The organism is Methylobacterium sp. yr668 (assembly GCF_900116245.1).
Lineage (GTDB): Bacteria > Pseudomonadota > Alphaproteobacteria > Rhizobiales > Beijerinckiaceae > Methylobacterium.
The window spans coordinates 26,357-39,962 of the sequence record NZ_FOZY01000019.1 but is presented as its reverse complement, the minus strand read 5'-3'; the positions used below and the strand labels follow the sequence as shown (position 1 = coordinate 39,962).

Here is a 13,606-nt window from a genome sequence, read left to right as displayed (position 1 = left end):
GAGACATGCGCCCAGCGCCCGTTGGATGATCGGGACGGGCGCGAGCGCGCCGACCGGTTGCGATCGAAGACGGTCGGTCCCGTGAGTCGGCCGGGCCGATGCGCCCGACGGGCCGTCAGCGCTCAGGATCGGGCACCGGCCGCGCGCGCGTGCTCCAGGAAGAAGCGGATCATCTCCTGGCTCGCGTCCGGTCCGCGCGGGTCGGTGAACGAGCCGGCCGGGCTGCCGCCCGACCACGCGTGCCCGGCTCCGTGCAGAACCCACTGCTCCACGATGGCGCGGCCGGACGCGTCCGAACGGACGGTGCGGGTGTAGTCCACCCCGTCCGGTGTCCGGCCCCGGGTCACCGCTGTGCGGAGTTCCGGGTCCGACGGCCCCTGAGCGGCCACGCGATCGCCGTTGGCCGCGTGCACCGTGCGGTCGCGGTCGCCGTGGAACACGATCAGCGGCACGGCGTGGCGTTGTCCCGTCGCGCGCGCGCCGTCCCCCTTCATGGCCGCGAAGGCCGAGGGCACGTCCCGCGCGGAGCCGCAGGCCAGGCCGGAATGGACGCCGATCGCCGCGAACAGGTCGGGGTGGGTCATCGCCAGGATCGCGGCGGCAGCCCCGCCCGCCGACAGGCCCGCCGCGTAGACCCGCCTGTCATCGGCCGAGAACTCCGCGATCACCTGCCGGACGATGCCGGCGATCAGGGCGGGCTCGCCGCCCTCCCGCTGCTGGTCACCGGGCTCGTACCAGTTCCAGCACCGCTGCATGTTGGCCGAGCGCGGCTGCTCCGGATAGACCACCAGGACGCTGCGCGCCTCCGCGACCGCGTTCATCCGCGTGCCTGCGGCGAAGTCGTCCGGGTTCTGCGTGCAGCCGTGCAGCATCACCACGACGGGCAGGGCCTGGCCGGTGTAGCCGCTCGGTACGTAGACCTTGTAGTTTCGGGTCCCGGCCGCGCCGGTGAACGTGCGGGCCTCGAAGCGTGCCCCCTCCGGAAGCCGGGGCGCGGCCGGCGTCGCGCCGTCCCGCCCGTCGCGATCCGTGCCGATGCCGGCCTTCGCCAGCGCCTCCTGGACGGTGCGCATCACGGTGCCGGCGATGTCGCCCGCGGATCCGGCGTGGGGATGGCGGCCCGGACGTTCTCCGGCCGTCTCCGGCGCGACCCAGGCTTCGCCGGGAGCGGAGGGCGCGACCATGTCGAGGATGTCGGCCGCGTCCGCGCTCGGCGCACCCGTCTCGGTGGCGCTCCGGGCCGCCCCCGACCACAGCCTGAAGGCTGCGGCCTGACGCTCCTGAAGCCTGGCCATCGCCTCCGCGGCGCGGGCGGCACGGGCCGGGTCGACCTTCGGGAACGCGAAGCGCGTGAAGGCGGTCTTCGTGGCGTGATCCATCGGACGGGTCCTGGCTGAGCGGGAAGCGGGCGCGGCGGCGGGGAGAGGTGGAGCCGTCAGCTCGTCCGGTCGGCGAGCGCCGCCTTGACCGCGGGACTGGCCTGGAAGGCGCCGAGCACCTCGACCGAGGCGATGGCGGCGCGCGCCAGTTCGGGCGTGACGTCGAGGGCGATGCTGGCCAGCCCGAGCACCTGGATGTGCAGCGGCGCGCCCGCGTCGCGCGCCGCCTCGAGCGCCTGCTTCGTGTAGTGCGTCAGGCCCAGGCTGAGCTGCTTCCGGCTGACCGATTGCCTGACGGCCTCGCCCTGGCGCTCGATCTGATTGCGCACGGCGGTGCGGATGAAATCGGCACGGTTGGCGTAGAAGCCGTCGCGCACCATCAGGTCGATATGGCCGAGGTCGACGAAACCGAGGTTGAGCGTGATCTTCTCGCTGTCCGGCAGCCTGGGTTGCAGATCGTGCACCTTGTCGGCCATGTGAACCATCCATACGCCATCCGGTTGGATGGTCTGTAGATGGTGCGCAGATACGGCGGCGCAAGGGTTGCCGGTGACGACTCCAATCCGAGGGGCCGATCGCGACGTCTTCGAGGATGCGCGGAACTGCCTCGAGGACAGGAACAGCGCCGCGTCGGATCGAACCGCGGCAGGGCGCGGCCCTGCTAGGTCTCGCCGCGAGAAATCGATTCCGGATCCGGACGGGTCGTCAGGTTTGAGGCCGGCGCGCGATCGGTGCGGCCTCGTCCCATTCACGATCCTGCTCCGCCAGCAGGGCGGCGCGGCGGGCCGCCGCGCTCGCGGCGTCGCACGACGGTGCCGCCCCGGCCTCCTCCAGGGGACGCGGAGGCACCGGATCGGACGCCCGAGCGAGGTGGGTGAGCGTGGCGACGACGTGGTCCACGTCACCGGATGTCACGGCGCCTGTCCGGAGGAGCCCGAGACGCGAACACGTGGCGATGTCCGTACAGGAGGCGTCCGCGAGGCGGAGCGCTGCGATCTGACCCGCCGCGAGGGGCAGGCATCCGGCCGGCAGCCCGCGCAGCCGGCCGAGCCGCCGCTCCCGCGTGGCCTCGGGTGTGTGCATCTCCCGCGCGCCCGGGAGCCAGCGCGCCAGCACGTCGAGGATGAAGTGCCGGACGCGCTCGACGCGGATGGGACCGAACTTCCTGATCGCGGCGATCGCGACCGGAGAAGACTGGGCCAGATGACCGAGATCCGGGAAGCCGGCCTTCCGCAGGCGGGCGCGCAGGGACGCCGTCAGCAGGCCGCGCCCGAAGCCCTCGGCCGACAGACGCCGGATCGTGTCCGGGGACAGGTCGTCGAAGAGGGGAAGGCGGGCGCCGACCTCGGCCATGAGGCTGTCGGACCAGACGGCACGGAGGGATCGGTCGGGCATCACCGCGGCCGATAGGGCACTTGCCGGGTGTCCGCAACGAACCGTCACCGCGGGCCCGAGGGACGGGTGCCGAAACGGACCGTCGGACGCGGCATCGCTGGTCGCTCGCGACCGGCCCTGGCCCGCGCGTCGCCGCGGAAACCGTCCGATCAGACTACGATCTCACCGCGGTCAGTTCCTGGAGAGCGCAGTCGATCGCCCGGATGATCTGCTCGCTGGTTCGAACCACGTCAGCGTCTCGCGATAGAGCGACGACCGCTTGCTGCAACGCCCGGAACTGATCGAGCCGGATGGCCGGATCGAGACCGCGCGCGACGGCCGACTGTACGAGGCCGCGGACGAATTCACGCGCCAATTGCTCGTCGAACTCGTGCAAATTCTGGATCTCTGCCTCTCTACCGCGACACGTCTAACACCGTCCGGATGAGAAGGGATCCGCGCAGCAGCGAGTCGCCGAATCCGGCGTCTGGCCGCACGGCGTCATCGCGCGAGGGTGGCCTCCGCGATCCGGACGGCCGATTGCGCGTCCGCGGCGACGGCGTCCGCGCCGACGACACGGGCGCTGGCAGGCTCCCGCACGAAGAGCGGCCCGCCGACGATGACGCGCAGGTCCGGGTTGCACGACGCGGCGCGCAGTTTCGCCACGGACACCGCCATCACCGGCAGGAGGATGTCGCAGGACAGCGAGATGCCGACCAGATCGAACTGTTCGGCGCGGACCAAGCTGGCGGGGTCCTCGTCCGCTCCGTTGGTCAGGACCACGTCCCACCCCGCCTCGCGGAAGAAGCTCGCCACGAGCGCGAGGCTGAAGAGATGGGTCTCACCGGGACAAGGCATCAGCAGGACGCGGCGACCGTTCGCCGTCACGTCCACGCCCTCCAGATCCGCACACAGGGCGCGGGTCAGGTTCTGGAGGCGACCGAGCGCGAGCGCCACGTCGAGGAAGTCGGCGGCATCGTCTTCCCAGAGCTCGCCCAGATACCGCGCCGCGGGTGCGAACAGGTCGAGCAGCAGGGCATCCAGCGACAAGCCCTCTTCCAGGAGCGCGCGCACCCACTCGGCGTGCGGTTCGCCCTCCATCAGCGCTTGAGCGAGAGAGGCGACGCGCTCAGGCGTCGGTGATCGCGTCGTCGACGCGGGCGACGGCGGATCCGCCCGATGCGCGAGCGCCAGACGCGGCAGGATCTCGTCCTCGACGATCCGGGCGAGACCGGCCTGGATGATGGCCGAGTTGCGTTTGGCCGCTCCGTGAACGGACCAAGTCCGTCGGTCGACGCGGGCGCGCGCGACACCGATACCGGCCATTTCAGGCATTGGCTCCCCCGCCGACGCGGCACTATATGTTTTGTATCGGCACTAGGCAACTCGATTAGCGAACTATAATTCCGATCGCGGACGGATGATTTTGGCTACAGCCTGACGGAACTCACGCGCGCCGCGACCGGTGCGGGCTGTACAGGTCGGTACCGGCACAGAACTGCCGCCTCGGATGACGGTTCCCGTCAATCCGGCACGGCGGACAGGGCGCTCCGGAGCGAACGATCTCTTCACCGAGAGAGCCGGTCGTTCCGCGCCGCGGCGATTGATCCAAGTGAGTGCCCGCGCGCCGCGTTTGTGCGAGCGTAGACGATTGTGGGCTCGGCGGCCGGTGACCGCGTGATGCGCGCTGCCATGTCCAGTCGGCGGAGAGCCCGATGCCGCGATATTTCATCGTCACATCCGATCACATCACGGTCAAGGACGACGAAGGCGTGCAACTTTCCGGTCGGGACGCGCTGCGCGACACCCTTCGCCGGCTGCTGACCGACATCCTGCGCGATGAGGGCTATCGCACCGAGGTGAACGCGTTCACCGCTCAAGCCTACGACGAAGCGGGCAAGCTCGTGATGAGCGCGAGCGCCAGCTTCTCGGCGACAGATGTGTAGGTTGCAGCCTGTCCGTCGCCGAGGCGCGCGGGCGCTCCGTGGCCGCGGAGGCAGATCGGGTTCTCGCTGATCGACGGTGCGGCGGGTACAAGATCAGGGATGACGGAAGGCCTGCCGCGCTCGGCTGGTTTGACCGGCGGTCGCACCGGCATTCCCGGGCGAAGTGCGCGGGCCCCTCGCCGCGGCGGTTCCACTCTTCCCTGCTCCTCCCCGGCGAGAAAGAACCTGAAGACCTGTCGCCCCGATTCCCTTGTCCTCGGCCGGGAACGCGGTCTCAACATTCCCGAGACGGAGCTTAGCCCAGGAAGATGGCGAGCAGTTCGCCGGGGACTGTCGCCGTGCGCGGACCGCCTGGAAGGGCCCGCGCCCGGCGGCAGGCACATCCACGGAGTGCCTCAGTCGCGCGCCGCCTCGACGCTGGCGCGATCGACCACGGCGCGCAGCGCCTCACCGCCCTCCATGGCGAACCAGGCCCGCAACATGTCCGTCGTCTCCGGCGTGTCGCCGGGCCGCTCGCGGAACAGGTCGGCGCAGCGAGCCAGCTCGCGCGCCACGAAGATTTCCAGGAAGGCCGCACCACGGGTTCTCGCGAGTTCGGCGAGAGCGTCCTCCAGGACGCGCCGCATCATCTCGCCGACCATGGCCGAGATGTAGACGGCCTCCGCGCTGCCCTGTTCGGGCTCGTTCAAGCAAGTCTCCGATCTGCCCGGACGCGACCCCGAACTGAACAACGGGCAGACGATAAAGGCGGGTCCCGAGGCCGAAGCCTCGGGTTCTGTTGCTAGGCGTACCCACGCCCCGGAAGATTACGCCGCGAGGCGCATCTCCATGCCGACGTTGTCGTTGGCATTTAGAGTTTTGGTCAGGTGCCCGGAACGAGGGTTGCCCGCGCCGAGCCGGTCGAGTCCTTACCGAAAGCCGCATCTTACCCTGCCGAGGCAGGGCAGAACTCGCGATCCCTTTACCGCCCAGTCGAACCTGTTTCACCCCCAGCAGAAGCACCCTGGCAGCGCGCGATCCGCAACGCCGGACGCTCGCCCTCGTCCCCGCGCGGTATCCGGGGCAAGATGCTTCTGGTGGAGGCGCCGGGTACCGCCCCCGGGTCCTGAAGCGTTATTACGAACCGGTCATCAACCTCGCAGCCACCGTAACCCATCCCGGCCCGCCGGTCCATCGCGTGCACGCAGCGATCCTGGCCGGACATCGGTGGCGCCGCGGCCGCCGCGTGCCCATATGCGTGCGATCCCTCCGCGCAATTCCGTGCTCTGGGCCACGAAGCGGAGGCCGAGATGGCACGCGAACTCAAGACCGGCAAAGCGCAGGGCGTCACGCCCGAGGACTTCAACGAGCGCGTGAAGCGGCTCCTCGCCGACAAGCCGGATCCCCGCAAGGCCGAACCGGCACGGAAGAATTTCAAGGTCAACAAGCCGCTCGTGCGGAGCTGACAGACCGCTTCGGAGACGTTCGCCCGGCAGCGAACGTCTTCTCGGAACCCCGCGCGTGCTCGTGCAGGCATCGCAGGCATGGCAAGCTACGAGGCCGCAGCGCGAAGCGCCTCGGGATCCCTATATCTGCGCGATCAGTGGAACGGCTCAGGAGGAGCGACGATGGAAACCGAGAGGGCGGTGCTGGCCGGTGGTTGCTTCTGGGGCATGCAGGACCTCATCCGGCGCCAGGAGGGCGTCGTGTCGACCCGCGTCGGCTACACGGGCGGCGACGTGCCGAACGCGACCTACCGCAACCACGGCACCCATGCCGAGGCCATCGAGATCATCTACGACCCGGCGCGGACGAGTTTCCGGCGCATGCTGGAATTCTTCTTTCAGATCCACGACCCGACGACGCCGAACCGCCAGGGCAACGACAGGGGCCCGAGCTATCGTTCGGCCATCTTCTACACCGACGAGGGCCAGCGCCGCGTCGCCGAGGAGACCATCGCCGACGTCGACGCTTCCGGCCTGTGGCCGGGCAAGGTCGTGACCGAAGTGGCGCCGGCCGGCCCGTTCTGGGAGGCCGAGCCGGAGCATCAGGACTACCTGGAACGGCGTCCCGACGGATATACCTGCCACTTCATCAGGCCCAACTGGGTGCTGCCCGCGCGCGCGCCCGCCACCCAGAGCGCGTAGGCTTATCGGCCCGAGGCCGCCGGACAGTCGGCGGTCTCGGGCCTCACGGTCGCGACGGTACCGCCGGGGGCCGCGGAGACGCGCCGGTCGTGACGCTGGCGGGCTCGCGGGCCGAGGCGCGTCCGACCGCTGCCGGACCGCCGCGTCGCGGACGCCATTCCGTCCGGCGGTGGTTGCGCGCGCTGCACCGCGCGAGCGACGAAGTCGCCGACGAGGCCCGGTGCGGTCAGCCCGCGAGTTCGGGCCTCGTCCGTCCGCCGAGATAGGCCGACCGGATCTCGTCGTTGGCCCAGAGGGCGTCGGGGGCGCCCTGCAGGACGAGCCGGCCCGTCTCCAGCACGTAGCCCCGATCGGCGACCGAGAGCCCCATCCGGGCGTTCTGCTCCACCAGCAGCACGGTGGTCCCGCGGCGCCGCACCTCGGCGATGATCGCGAACACCGCCTGGACGATCACGGGGGCCAAGCCGAGCGAGGGCTCGTCGAGGAGCAGGATGCGGGGCTTGGCCATCAGGCCGCGCGCGAGGGCCACCATCTGGAGCTGGCCGCCCGACAGCGTCCAGCCCAGGGCGTCGCCGAACCGGCGGATGTCCGGGAAGAGGTCGAACATCGCCTCGACCTCGTCGCGCAGCGCCCGCTTGCCGAGGCCGGCGCGGTTGGACGCGCCCAGCATGATGTTCTCGCGCACCGTGAGCCCCGGGAAGACCCGGCGCCCCTCCGGGACGTGGGCGACGCCGAGCCGCACGATCGCCTCGGGCTTCAGGCCCTCCAGCGGCCGCCCCTCCAGCAGGATCGTGCCGGCGGCGGGCCGCACCAGCCCGGAGATCGCCTTGAGGGTCGTCGACTTGCCGGCGCCGTTGGACCCCAGCAGCGTCACCACCTCCCCGGCTCCGACCGAGAAGGACAGGCCGCGCACCGCCTCGATCTCGCCGTAGCGGACGACCAGGTCGCGGATCTCGAGGAGTGGCGTGGCGGGCGTCGTCATCGCTGGGGTCAGGCCGGGGCGAGGTCGGTCTTGAGGCTCGCCGCCGGACCGGCGGCGGCGTCCTCGCCGAGATAGGCCTGGATCACCGCCGGCTCGCGCAGCACGGTCGCCGTGACGCCGTCGGCGATGCGGCGGCCGAAGTTCAGCACGGTGATGTGGCTCGCCACGTCGCTCACCAGCGTCATGTCGTGGTCGATGATCAGGATGGTCAGGCCCTTGGCGGCCATCCGGCGCAGGAGCACCGTGAGGGCATTCTTCTCGCTGGAATTGAGCCCCGCGGCGGGCTCGTCGAGGAGCAGCAGCACGGGGTTGCCGGCCAGCGCCCGCGCGATCTCGATCAGGCGCTGGTGGCCGTACGAGAAGCCGGAGATCGGCTCCTGCGCCCGCCCCTCCAGCCCCACGAAGGCCAGAGCCGCCCGGGCGCGGGTCTCTAGCCCCGCCCGGTCGCGCGCGCCGAGCGGGTTGTTGGGGCGCTCGGCGCCGATGACGACGTTCTCCAGGGCGCTCATGGAGCGGAACAGGCGGATGTTCTGGAAGGTGCGGCCGATCCCGGCCGCCGCCCGCCGGTGCGGGGACAGGCGCGTGACGTCCTGCCCCGCCAGCCGCACGGTGCCCCCCGTGGGGCTGTAGAGGCCGGACAGGACGTTCAGCGTCGTGGTCTTGCCGGACCCGTTCGGGCCGATCAGCGCGTGGATGCCGCCCCGCGCCACCGTGAAGCTCACCGCGTCCACGGCCTTGAGGCCGCCGAAGTGCTTGGACAGGTCCGACACCTCCAGCATCGGCGCGGCGGACGCCTCGCCCTGGCTCAGAATCAGTTCGGCGGCGGGCGGCGGGATCGGGCGGGCGCGGCGCAGGCGCCGGACCTGGTCGCCGAGGAAGCCCCAGATCCCGTCGGGCATGAACACCACGATCAGGATCACCGCGAGCCCGTAGATCGCGAGGTAGAGCCCGGGGATCTCCTTGAGGAAGCGGAGCCATTCCGGGATCAGGATCAGCAGGGCCGTGCCGATCACGGCGCCCACCGGCGAGCCGACGCCGCCGAGCAGCGCCATCGTCAGGAAGACGATCGACTCGGCGAAGGCGAACTGGTCCGGGCTGATATAGGTGAAGCTGCCGGCGAACAGCCCGCCGCCGAGCCCCGCCAGCAGCGCCCCGAGGGCGAAGGCCGCGACCTTGGTGCGGTAGATGTCGATGCCCGAGACCCCCGCCGCGAGCTCGTTGTCGCGCACCGCCCGCATGGCGCGCCCGAGCCGCGTCCGCGGCATGTGCCAGACGAGCCAGCCGACGACGGCCAGCACCAGCACGCACAGGGCGAGGTAGCTCTGCCCGTCCGCGAACAGGACCGGGCGGCGGATGTTCGGCACGCCGTCGGGCCCGTGCGTGACCGGGATCCAGTTGGTGAGGACCAGGGTGAGGATCTGCTGGAACGAGATCGTCACCATGGCGAGGTAGTGGCCGCCGAGCCGCAGCGTGGAGGCGCCGAGCGCGGCGCCCAGCACGACCGCGAGACCGAGGCCGGTGAGCAGGCAGATCCAGAAGTTCAGGCCCCCGTCGACCGTTCCGAGCCCGACCGCGTAGGCACCGATCCCGAAGAAGGCGGCCTGGGCGAGGTTGATCTGCCCGCACAGGCCGAGCACCACGGTGAGGCCGATCACCGCGATGGCGTAGGTCGCCGCCTGCATCAGGATGTTAAGGGCGTAGCCGCTGAGCGGCGTCGTGGCGGCCAGCGTCACCAGGGCGGCGGCCAGGACCGCGTAGGCGAGGCTCCCGAGGGGCAGGCGGCGGGGCGGGGGCGCGGGAGCCGCTGCGGCCGGGCCGGCGACGGTGGAGGGGCGACCGCTCATGCCTTCTCCGCCACGCGCTCGCCGAACAGGCCCTGCGGGCGCACGACCAGGAACACCACCAGCACCAGGAACGCGAAGGCGTCCTTGTAGGGGACCGAGATGTAGGCCGCCCCGAAGGTCTCGATGATGCCGAGCGCGAGGCCGCCGATGATCGCCCCGGTGACGTCGCCGAAGCCGCCGATGATCGTCGCCGCGAAGGCCTTGAGGGCGATCGTGGCCCCCATCTGGATCGACACGAACAGCACCGGCGCCACCAGGATGCCGGCGATGCCGCCGAGCACCGCGCTGTACACGAAGGTCAGCATGATCATGCCGGCCACCGGGATGCCCAGGAGGGCGGCCATCTCTTTGTCCTGGGACGTCGCCTGAAGCTTCTTGCCGACCAGAGTGTGCTCGAAGAACCAGTACTGGAACGCCACCAGGGCCGCCGTCACCGCGATGATCAGCAGGTACTGGCTGTCGAGAAAGACCGGCCCGAGCAGGAACCCTTGCGTCTCGAAGACGGGCGGGAGCACCTGGGGCTGCGGCCCGTAGAGGGCGAGCGTCGTGTTCGCCAGGAAGATCGAGGCGCCGATGGTCGAGATGATCACCGGCAGGTAGCTGCGGTGCCGCAGAGGGTAGTAGACGCCGAGATTGAACAGGGCGCCGAGCAGCGCCATCCCGCCGAGCGTCAGGAGGAGGGAGAGCCAGTAGGGCCACTGGAGGTCGACGGCGAAGACCACCATCAGGAAGGCCGCCACCATCGAGAACTCGCCCTGCGCGAAGTTCACCACGTTGGTGGCGCGGAAGATCAGCACGAAGCCGAGCGCCACCAGGGCGTAGACGGAGCCGATGCCGATCCCGGTGAAGAGGAGCTGCAGGATCAGGTCCATGCGGTCCGCACTCTCGCCTCCTTCTCCGGATGTCGTTCACGCACCCCGAACACGTCGGCCGGCTCACCCTTGGTAGAAGTCGATCCGCCGGTCGAAGACGATGTTGCCCTTGTCGTTGCGCACGACGTTGTAGCCGTGCAGGCCGTCGCCGTTCTTGTCGAAGTTGTAGGTTCCCTCGGCGCCCTCGTGGCCGCGCACCGCCAGGATCGCCTCGCGGACCGCCTGCGGGTCGGTCTTGCCCGCCGCGTTGATCGCCTTGGCCAGCACCGTGACCGCGTCGAAGGTCCAGGAGGACTGGTTGTCGGGCGCGATCTTCATCGCGGCGCGGTAGGCCTTGCCGTAGGCGCGCGCGGCGTCGCCCGACTCCTCGGCGTAGTCGGCCACGCCGTAGGTGCCGTAGAGGGACGGCCCGGCGAGCTTCAGGGCGGTGACGTTGGTGATCGAGGGCGAGCCGACCCAGGGCGCGGTGACGCCGAGCTGGCGCAGCTGCCGGGCGAAGATGCCGATGTCGTTCTCGAAGGTGAAGTACGAGCCGATCACGTCGGCGCCCGACTGACGGATCGCCAGCACGACCGGCGTGAAGTCCTGGCTCTGGTTGGTGTAGCCCTGGTCGAGGGCGACCGTGGCACCGCCCTTGGCGAGGCTCTCGGTCAGCGCCTTGGCGCCGCTGGTGCCGAAGGCGTCGGTGGAGTGGATGATCGCCCACTTCTTCTTGCCCAGCCCGTTGACGCCGTGCTCGGCGATCACCCGGGCCGAGAAGGTGTCGTTGGGGCGGAAGCGGAACAGCCAGGGATTGCCGAGCTGCGTCAGGACCGGGTCGGTGCCGCCGAAACAGACGGGTTTCCCCGTCTTCAGGATGTCGGGCGCCATCGCGTGGTTCTGGGTCGAGCGGATCGAGCCGAGGAACCCGACGAGGTCGCCCTGCGACGCCAGTTTCGAGAAGGCGAAGACCGCGCCGGGATTGGTGGTCTGATCGTCCTCCGTGACGATCTCCAGGGGCTTGCCGAGCACGCCGCCGGCCTTGTTGACCGTCTCCAGGGCGATCTTGGCCCCGGCGAGCGCGTAGCGGCCGGCATCCGCGCCGGGCCCCGTCACCGGGAGCACCATGCCGATCCGGACGGTCGACCCGGCGCCCTGAGCGCAGGCCGAGCGGATCACCCCCGGCGCCAGGCCGCCCGCGACTGCGGATGCGGCCCCCGTCAAGAAAACGCGGCGCGTCGTCCTCATTGGCGTATCCGTCCCACCGCCGATGCTCAGGCCCGGCGTTGGCGACGATGGTCCCTATTCCGCGCGCCGATGTCTATCCTGCAAACCTTCGACGCTCAGCTTCGATGAGAAGAAGCTCTCGGATCGTCACTCGACCGCTTTCGCTGCGGTGCGGCGAAGGCGAAGACGATGACGGCGAGATACCGCTCGCATACACTCTGTCCTGACGCGCGCTCGGAACGCGAAGATCCGAACAGGCGCGATCCGGAATGTGTACTATCAGGCAGAGATCCGGCGTTCCTCTGCGGCGCGGGCGAGCGCAACAGGCGCTATAGGATCGGTGTACGCGCGGGAGAGGCCTGACGCGACCGGCGCATTCGGCGAGGAGGCGCTTCCGTTTTCCAGCGAACCGTTGCACCGTCGAGCTTCCAGCACGGGGCATCGCGGCCTGAAGCGCGCGGCGTACGAGCGGGCGCGAGCCCGCCTCAACCGCGACCGGCCCCGTCATCCAGTCGCGAGGCCGAACCTCCCATGGCGCCCATCATCACGACGGTCGAGGATCTGCGGCGGGTCGCCAAGCGGCGGGTGCCGCGGATGTTCTACGATTACTGCGATTCCGGTTCGTGGACGGAGTCGACCTACCGCGCGAACGAGGCCGAGTTCGCCGGCATCAAGCTCCGCCAGCGCGTCGCGGTCGACATGACCGACCGTACCCTCGCCACGACGATGGCCGGTCAGGCCGTCGCGATGCCCGTCGCCCTGGCGCCGACGGGGCTCACGGGCATGCAGCACGCCGACGGCGAGATCCTGGCGGCACGGGCGGCGGAGGCGGCGGGGGTGCCGTTCACGCTGTCGACGATGAGCATCTGCAGCATCGAGGACGTCGCGGAGAACGTCAGCAAGCCGTTCTGGTTTCAGCTCTACTTCATGCGCGACCGCAGCTTCAACGATCGCCTCATCGACCGCGCGAAGGCGGCAGGCTGCTCGGCCCTGGTCCTGACGCTGGACCTCCAGATCCTCGGGCAGCGCCACAAGGACATCCGCAACGGCCTGTCGGCCCCGCCGCGGCTGACGCCGGGCACGGTTCTCGATCTCCTGACCAAGCCCCGCTGGTGCTGGTCCATGCTGCGCACGCAGCGCCGGACCTTCCGCAACATCGTGGGGCACGTGGACGGCGTGCGGGATACCCGCTCCATCTCGGCCTGGACGGCGGACCAGTTCGACCCGCGCCTGGACTGGGACGACGTGCGGCGGATCCGCGACCGGTGGCAGGGTCCCCTGATCCTGAAGGGCATCCTGGACGTCGAGGACGCCGAGAGGGCGACCGCGACCGGGGCCGACGCGCTCATCGTCTCGAACCATGGCGGGCGGCAGCTCGACGGCGCCCCCTCGTCCATCGCCGCGCTTCCCGGAATCGCGGACGCGGTCGGCCGGCGCGTCGAGGTGCTGATGGACGGCGGGATCCGCTCGGGCCAGGACGTGCTGAAGGCCGTCGCCCTGGGCGCGAAGGGCGTGTTCATCGGCCGCGCCTTCCTCTACGGGCTCGGCGCCTACGGGCAGGCCGGCGTCGCCCGCTCCCTGGAGATCATCCGCACGGAACTCGACATGACGATGGCCCTGTGCGGCCATCGCGACATCCGCGCCGTCGACCGGTCCATCCTCTGGACGCCCTCAGCGCAGGAGACCCGGGAGGATGCGCCGCCCGTGCGGCGCATCGGGCCCTGACGGCGGGCGACCACCGGTCCGATCCGGACCTTCACGGTGTCGCGGTTCCCGATCCGAATCCCTCGCCAATCGCGCATCGCCGCGGCCGAGGCGTCCCAGCGCGGCACCGGGCCGGGGCGCTCGCGCCGCGCCCGAGCCACAACGACAACGGC

At 70.5% G+C, this 13,606-nt stretch carries 14 protein-coding genes and 1 other RNA gene; 4 read left to right on the top strand and 11 right to left on the bottom strand.

Annotated elements, in window-relative coordinates:
- Positions 1-122 precede the first annotated feature (122 nt).
- The 5 genes from BM419_RS21335 to BM419_RS21315 all read right to left on the bottom strand — a co-directional run bounded on the left by BM419_RS21335 (position 123) and on the right by BM419_RS21315 (position 3,827).
- Positions 123-1,379 (bottom strand): extracellular catalytic domain type 1 short-chain-length polyhydroxyalkanoate depolymerase, encoded by a 1,257-nt coding sequence (locus BM419_RS21335; protein ID WP_056530523.1) that lies wholly within the window; start codon positions 1,377-1,379, stop codon positions 123-125.
- Positions 1,380-1,435: 56 nt separating this feature from the next.
- Entirely contained in the window at positions 1,436-1,855 is a 420-nt protein-coding gene (locus BM419_RS21330) for a CopG family transcriptional regulator (RefSeq protein ID WP_091927611.1), read from the bottom strand.
- Between the two features lie 229 nt (positions 1,856-2,084).
- Positions 2,085-2,774, bottom strand: a complete 690-nt coding sequence (locus BM419_RS21325; RefSeq protein WP_091927610.1) for a hypothetical protein — start codon at positions 2,772-2,774, stop codon at positions 2,085-2,087.
- Positions 2,775-2,928: 154 nt separating this feature from the next.
- Positions 2,929-3,150 (bottom strand): hypothetical protein, encoded by a 222-nt coding sequence (locus BM419_RS21320; RefSeq protein ID WP_056530534.1) that lies wholly within the window; start codon positions 3,148-3,150, stop codon positions 2,929-2,931.
- Between the two features lie 104 nt (positions 3,151-3,254).
- Positions 3,255-3,827 (bottom strand): cobalamin B12-binding domain-containing protein, encoded by a 573-nt coding sequence (locus tag BM419_RS21315; RefSeq protein ID WP_244540820.1) that lies wholly within the window; start codon positions 3,825-3,827, stop codon positions 3,255-3,257.
- Between the two features lie 641 nt (positions 3,828-4,468).
- Between BM419_RS21315 and BM419_RS21310 the strand changes: the two genes are divergently transcribed.
- Positions 4,469-4,699 (top strand): DUF6894 family protein, encoded by a 231-nt coding sequence (locus tag BM419_RS21310; protein WP_020094891.1) that lies wholly within the window; start codon positions 4,469-4,471, stop codon positions 4,697-4,699.
- 395 nt (positions 4,700-5,094) lie between these two features.
- On the opposite strand, the gene BM419_RS21305 is transcribed toward BM419_RS21310, so the two are convergent.
- Complete coding sequence (locus BM419_RS21305; protein WP_056530538.1) at positions 5,095-5,388, bottom strand: hypothetical protein; 294 nt, start codon at positions 5,386-5,388, stop codon at positions 5,095-5,097.
- 84 nt (positions 5,389-5,472) lie between these two features.
- Positions 5,473-5,851, bottom strand: a transfer-messenger RNA (tmRNA) gene (ssrA, locus tag BM419_RS21300).
- A 137-nt stretch (positions 5,852-5,988) separates the two neighbouring features.
- On the opposite strand from ssrA, the gene BM419_RS32515 reads away from it, so the two are divergent.
- Together BM419_RS32515 and msrA are read left to right on the top strand one after the other, a co-directional pair.
- A complete protein-coding gene (locus BM419_RS32515; protein ID WP_020094893.1) occupies positions 5,989-6,144 on the top strand; it encodes a hypothetical protein in 156 nt (51 codons plus the stop codon).
- A 162-nt stretch (positions 6,145-6,306) separates the two neighbouring features.
- Complete coding sequence (msrA, locus tag BM419_RS21295; RefSeq protein ID WP_026605211.1) at positions 6,307-6,825, top strand: peptide-methionine (S)-S-oxide reductase MsrA; 519 nt, start codon at positions 6,307-6,309, stop codon at positions 6,823-6,825.
- Positions 6,826-7,051: 226 nt separating this feature from the next.
- On the opposite strand, the gene BM419_RS21290 is transcribed toward msrA, so the two are convergent.
- The 4 genes from BM419_RS21290 to BM419_RS21275 all read right to left on the bottom strand — a co-directional run bounded on the left by BM419_RS21290 (position 7,052) and on the right by BM419_RS21275 (position 11,750).
- On the bottom strand, positions 7,052-7,807 hold the full coding sequence (locus BM419_RS21290) for an ABC transporter ATP-binding protein (protein ID WP_020094895.1): 756 nt from the start codon (positions 7,805-7,807) through the stop codon (positions 7,052-7,054).
- Positions 7,808-7,815: 8 nt separating this feature from the next.
- Entirely contained in the window at positions 7,816-9,651 is a 1,836-nt protein-coding gene (locus BM419_RS21285) for a branched-chain amino acid ABC transporter ATP-binding protein/permease (RefSeq protein WP_091927609.1), read from the bottom strand.
- On the bottom strand, positions 9,648-10,523 hold the full coding sequence (locus BM419_RS21280) for a branched-chain amino acid ABC transporter permease (protein WP_012329745.1): 876 nt from the start codon (positions 10,521-10,523) through the stop codon (positions 9,648-9,650). The genes BM419_RS21285 and BM419_RS21280 overlap by 4 nt, the downstream gene beginning before the upstream one ends.
- A gap of 63 nt (positions 10,524-10,586) precedes the next feature.
- Positions 10,587-11,750, bottom strand: coding sequence for an ABC transporter substrate-binding protein (locus BM419_RS21275; RefSeq protein WP_020094897.1), 1,164 nt, complete (start codon positions 11,748-11,750; stop codon positions 10,587-10,589).
- Between the two features lie 510 nt (positions 11,751-12,260).
- On the opposite strand from BM419_RS21275, the gene BM419_RS21270 reads away from it, so the two are divergent.
- A complete protein-coding gene (locus tag BM419_RS21270; RefSeq protein WP_056530545.1) occupies positions 12,261-13,454 on the top strand; it encodes an alpha-hydroxy acid oxidase in 1,194 nt (397 codons plus the stop codon).
- The last annotated feature ends 152 nt before the right edge of the window (positions 13,455-13,606 follow it).

Bases quoted from the DNA above. Each gene is read 5' to 3' on its own strand.
- BM419_RS21335 (WP_056530523.1), bottom strand. From the start codon at position 1,379: ATGGATCACGCCACGAAGACCGCCTTCACGCGCTTCGCGTTCCCGAAG.
- BM419_RS21330 (WP_091927611.1), bottom strand. From the start codon at position 1,855: ATGGCCGACAAGGTGCACGATCTGCAACCCAGGCTGCCGGACAGCGAG.
- BM419_RS21325 (WP_091927610.1), bottom strand. From the start codon at position 2,774: ATGCCCGACCGATCCCTCCGTGCCGTCTGGTCCGACAGCCTCATGGCC.
- BM419_RS21310 (WP_020094891.1), top strand. From the start codon at position 4,469: ATGCCGCGATATTTCATCGTCACATCCGATCACATCACGGTCAAGGAC.
- BM419_RS32515 (WP_020094893.1), top strand. From the start codon at position 5,989: ATGGCACGCGAACTCAAGACCGGCAAAGCGCAGGGCGTCACGCCCGAG.
- msrA (WP_026605211.1), top strand. From the start codon at position 6,307: ATGGAAACCGAGAGGGCGGTGCTGGCCGGTGGTTGCTTCTGGGGCATG.
- BM419_RS21290 (WP_020094895.1), bottom strand. From the start codon at position 7,807: ATGACGACGCCCGCCACGCCACTCCTCGAGATCCGCGACCTGGTCGTC.
- BM419_RS21285 (WP_091927609.1), bottom strand. From the start codon at position 9,651: ATGAGCGGTCGCCCCTCCACCGTCGCCGGCCCGGCCGCAGCGGCTCCC.
- BM419_RS21280 (WP_012329745.1), bottom strand. From the start codon at position 10,523: ATGGACCTGATCCTGCAGCTCCTCTTCACCGGGATCGGCATCGGCTCC.
- BM419_RS21275 (WP_020094897.1), bottom strand. From the start codon at position 11,750: ATGAGGACGACGCGCCGCGTTTTCTTGACGGGGGCCGCATCCGCAGTC.
- BM419_RS21270 (WP_056530545.1), top strand. From the start codon at position 12,261: ATGGCGCCCATCATCACGACGGTCGAGGATCTGCGGCGGGTCGCCAAG.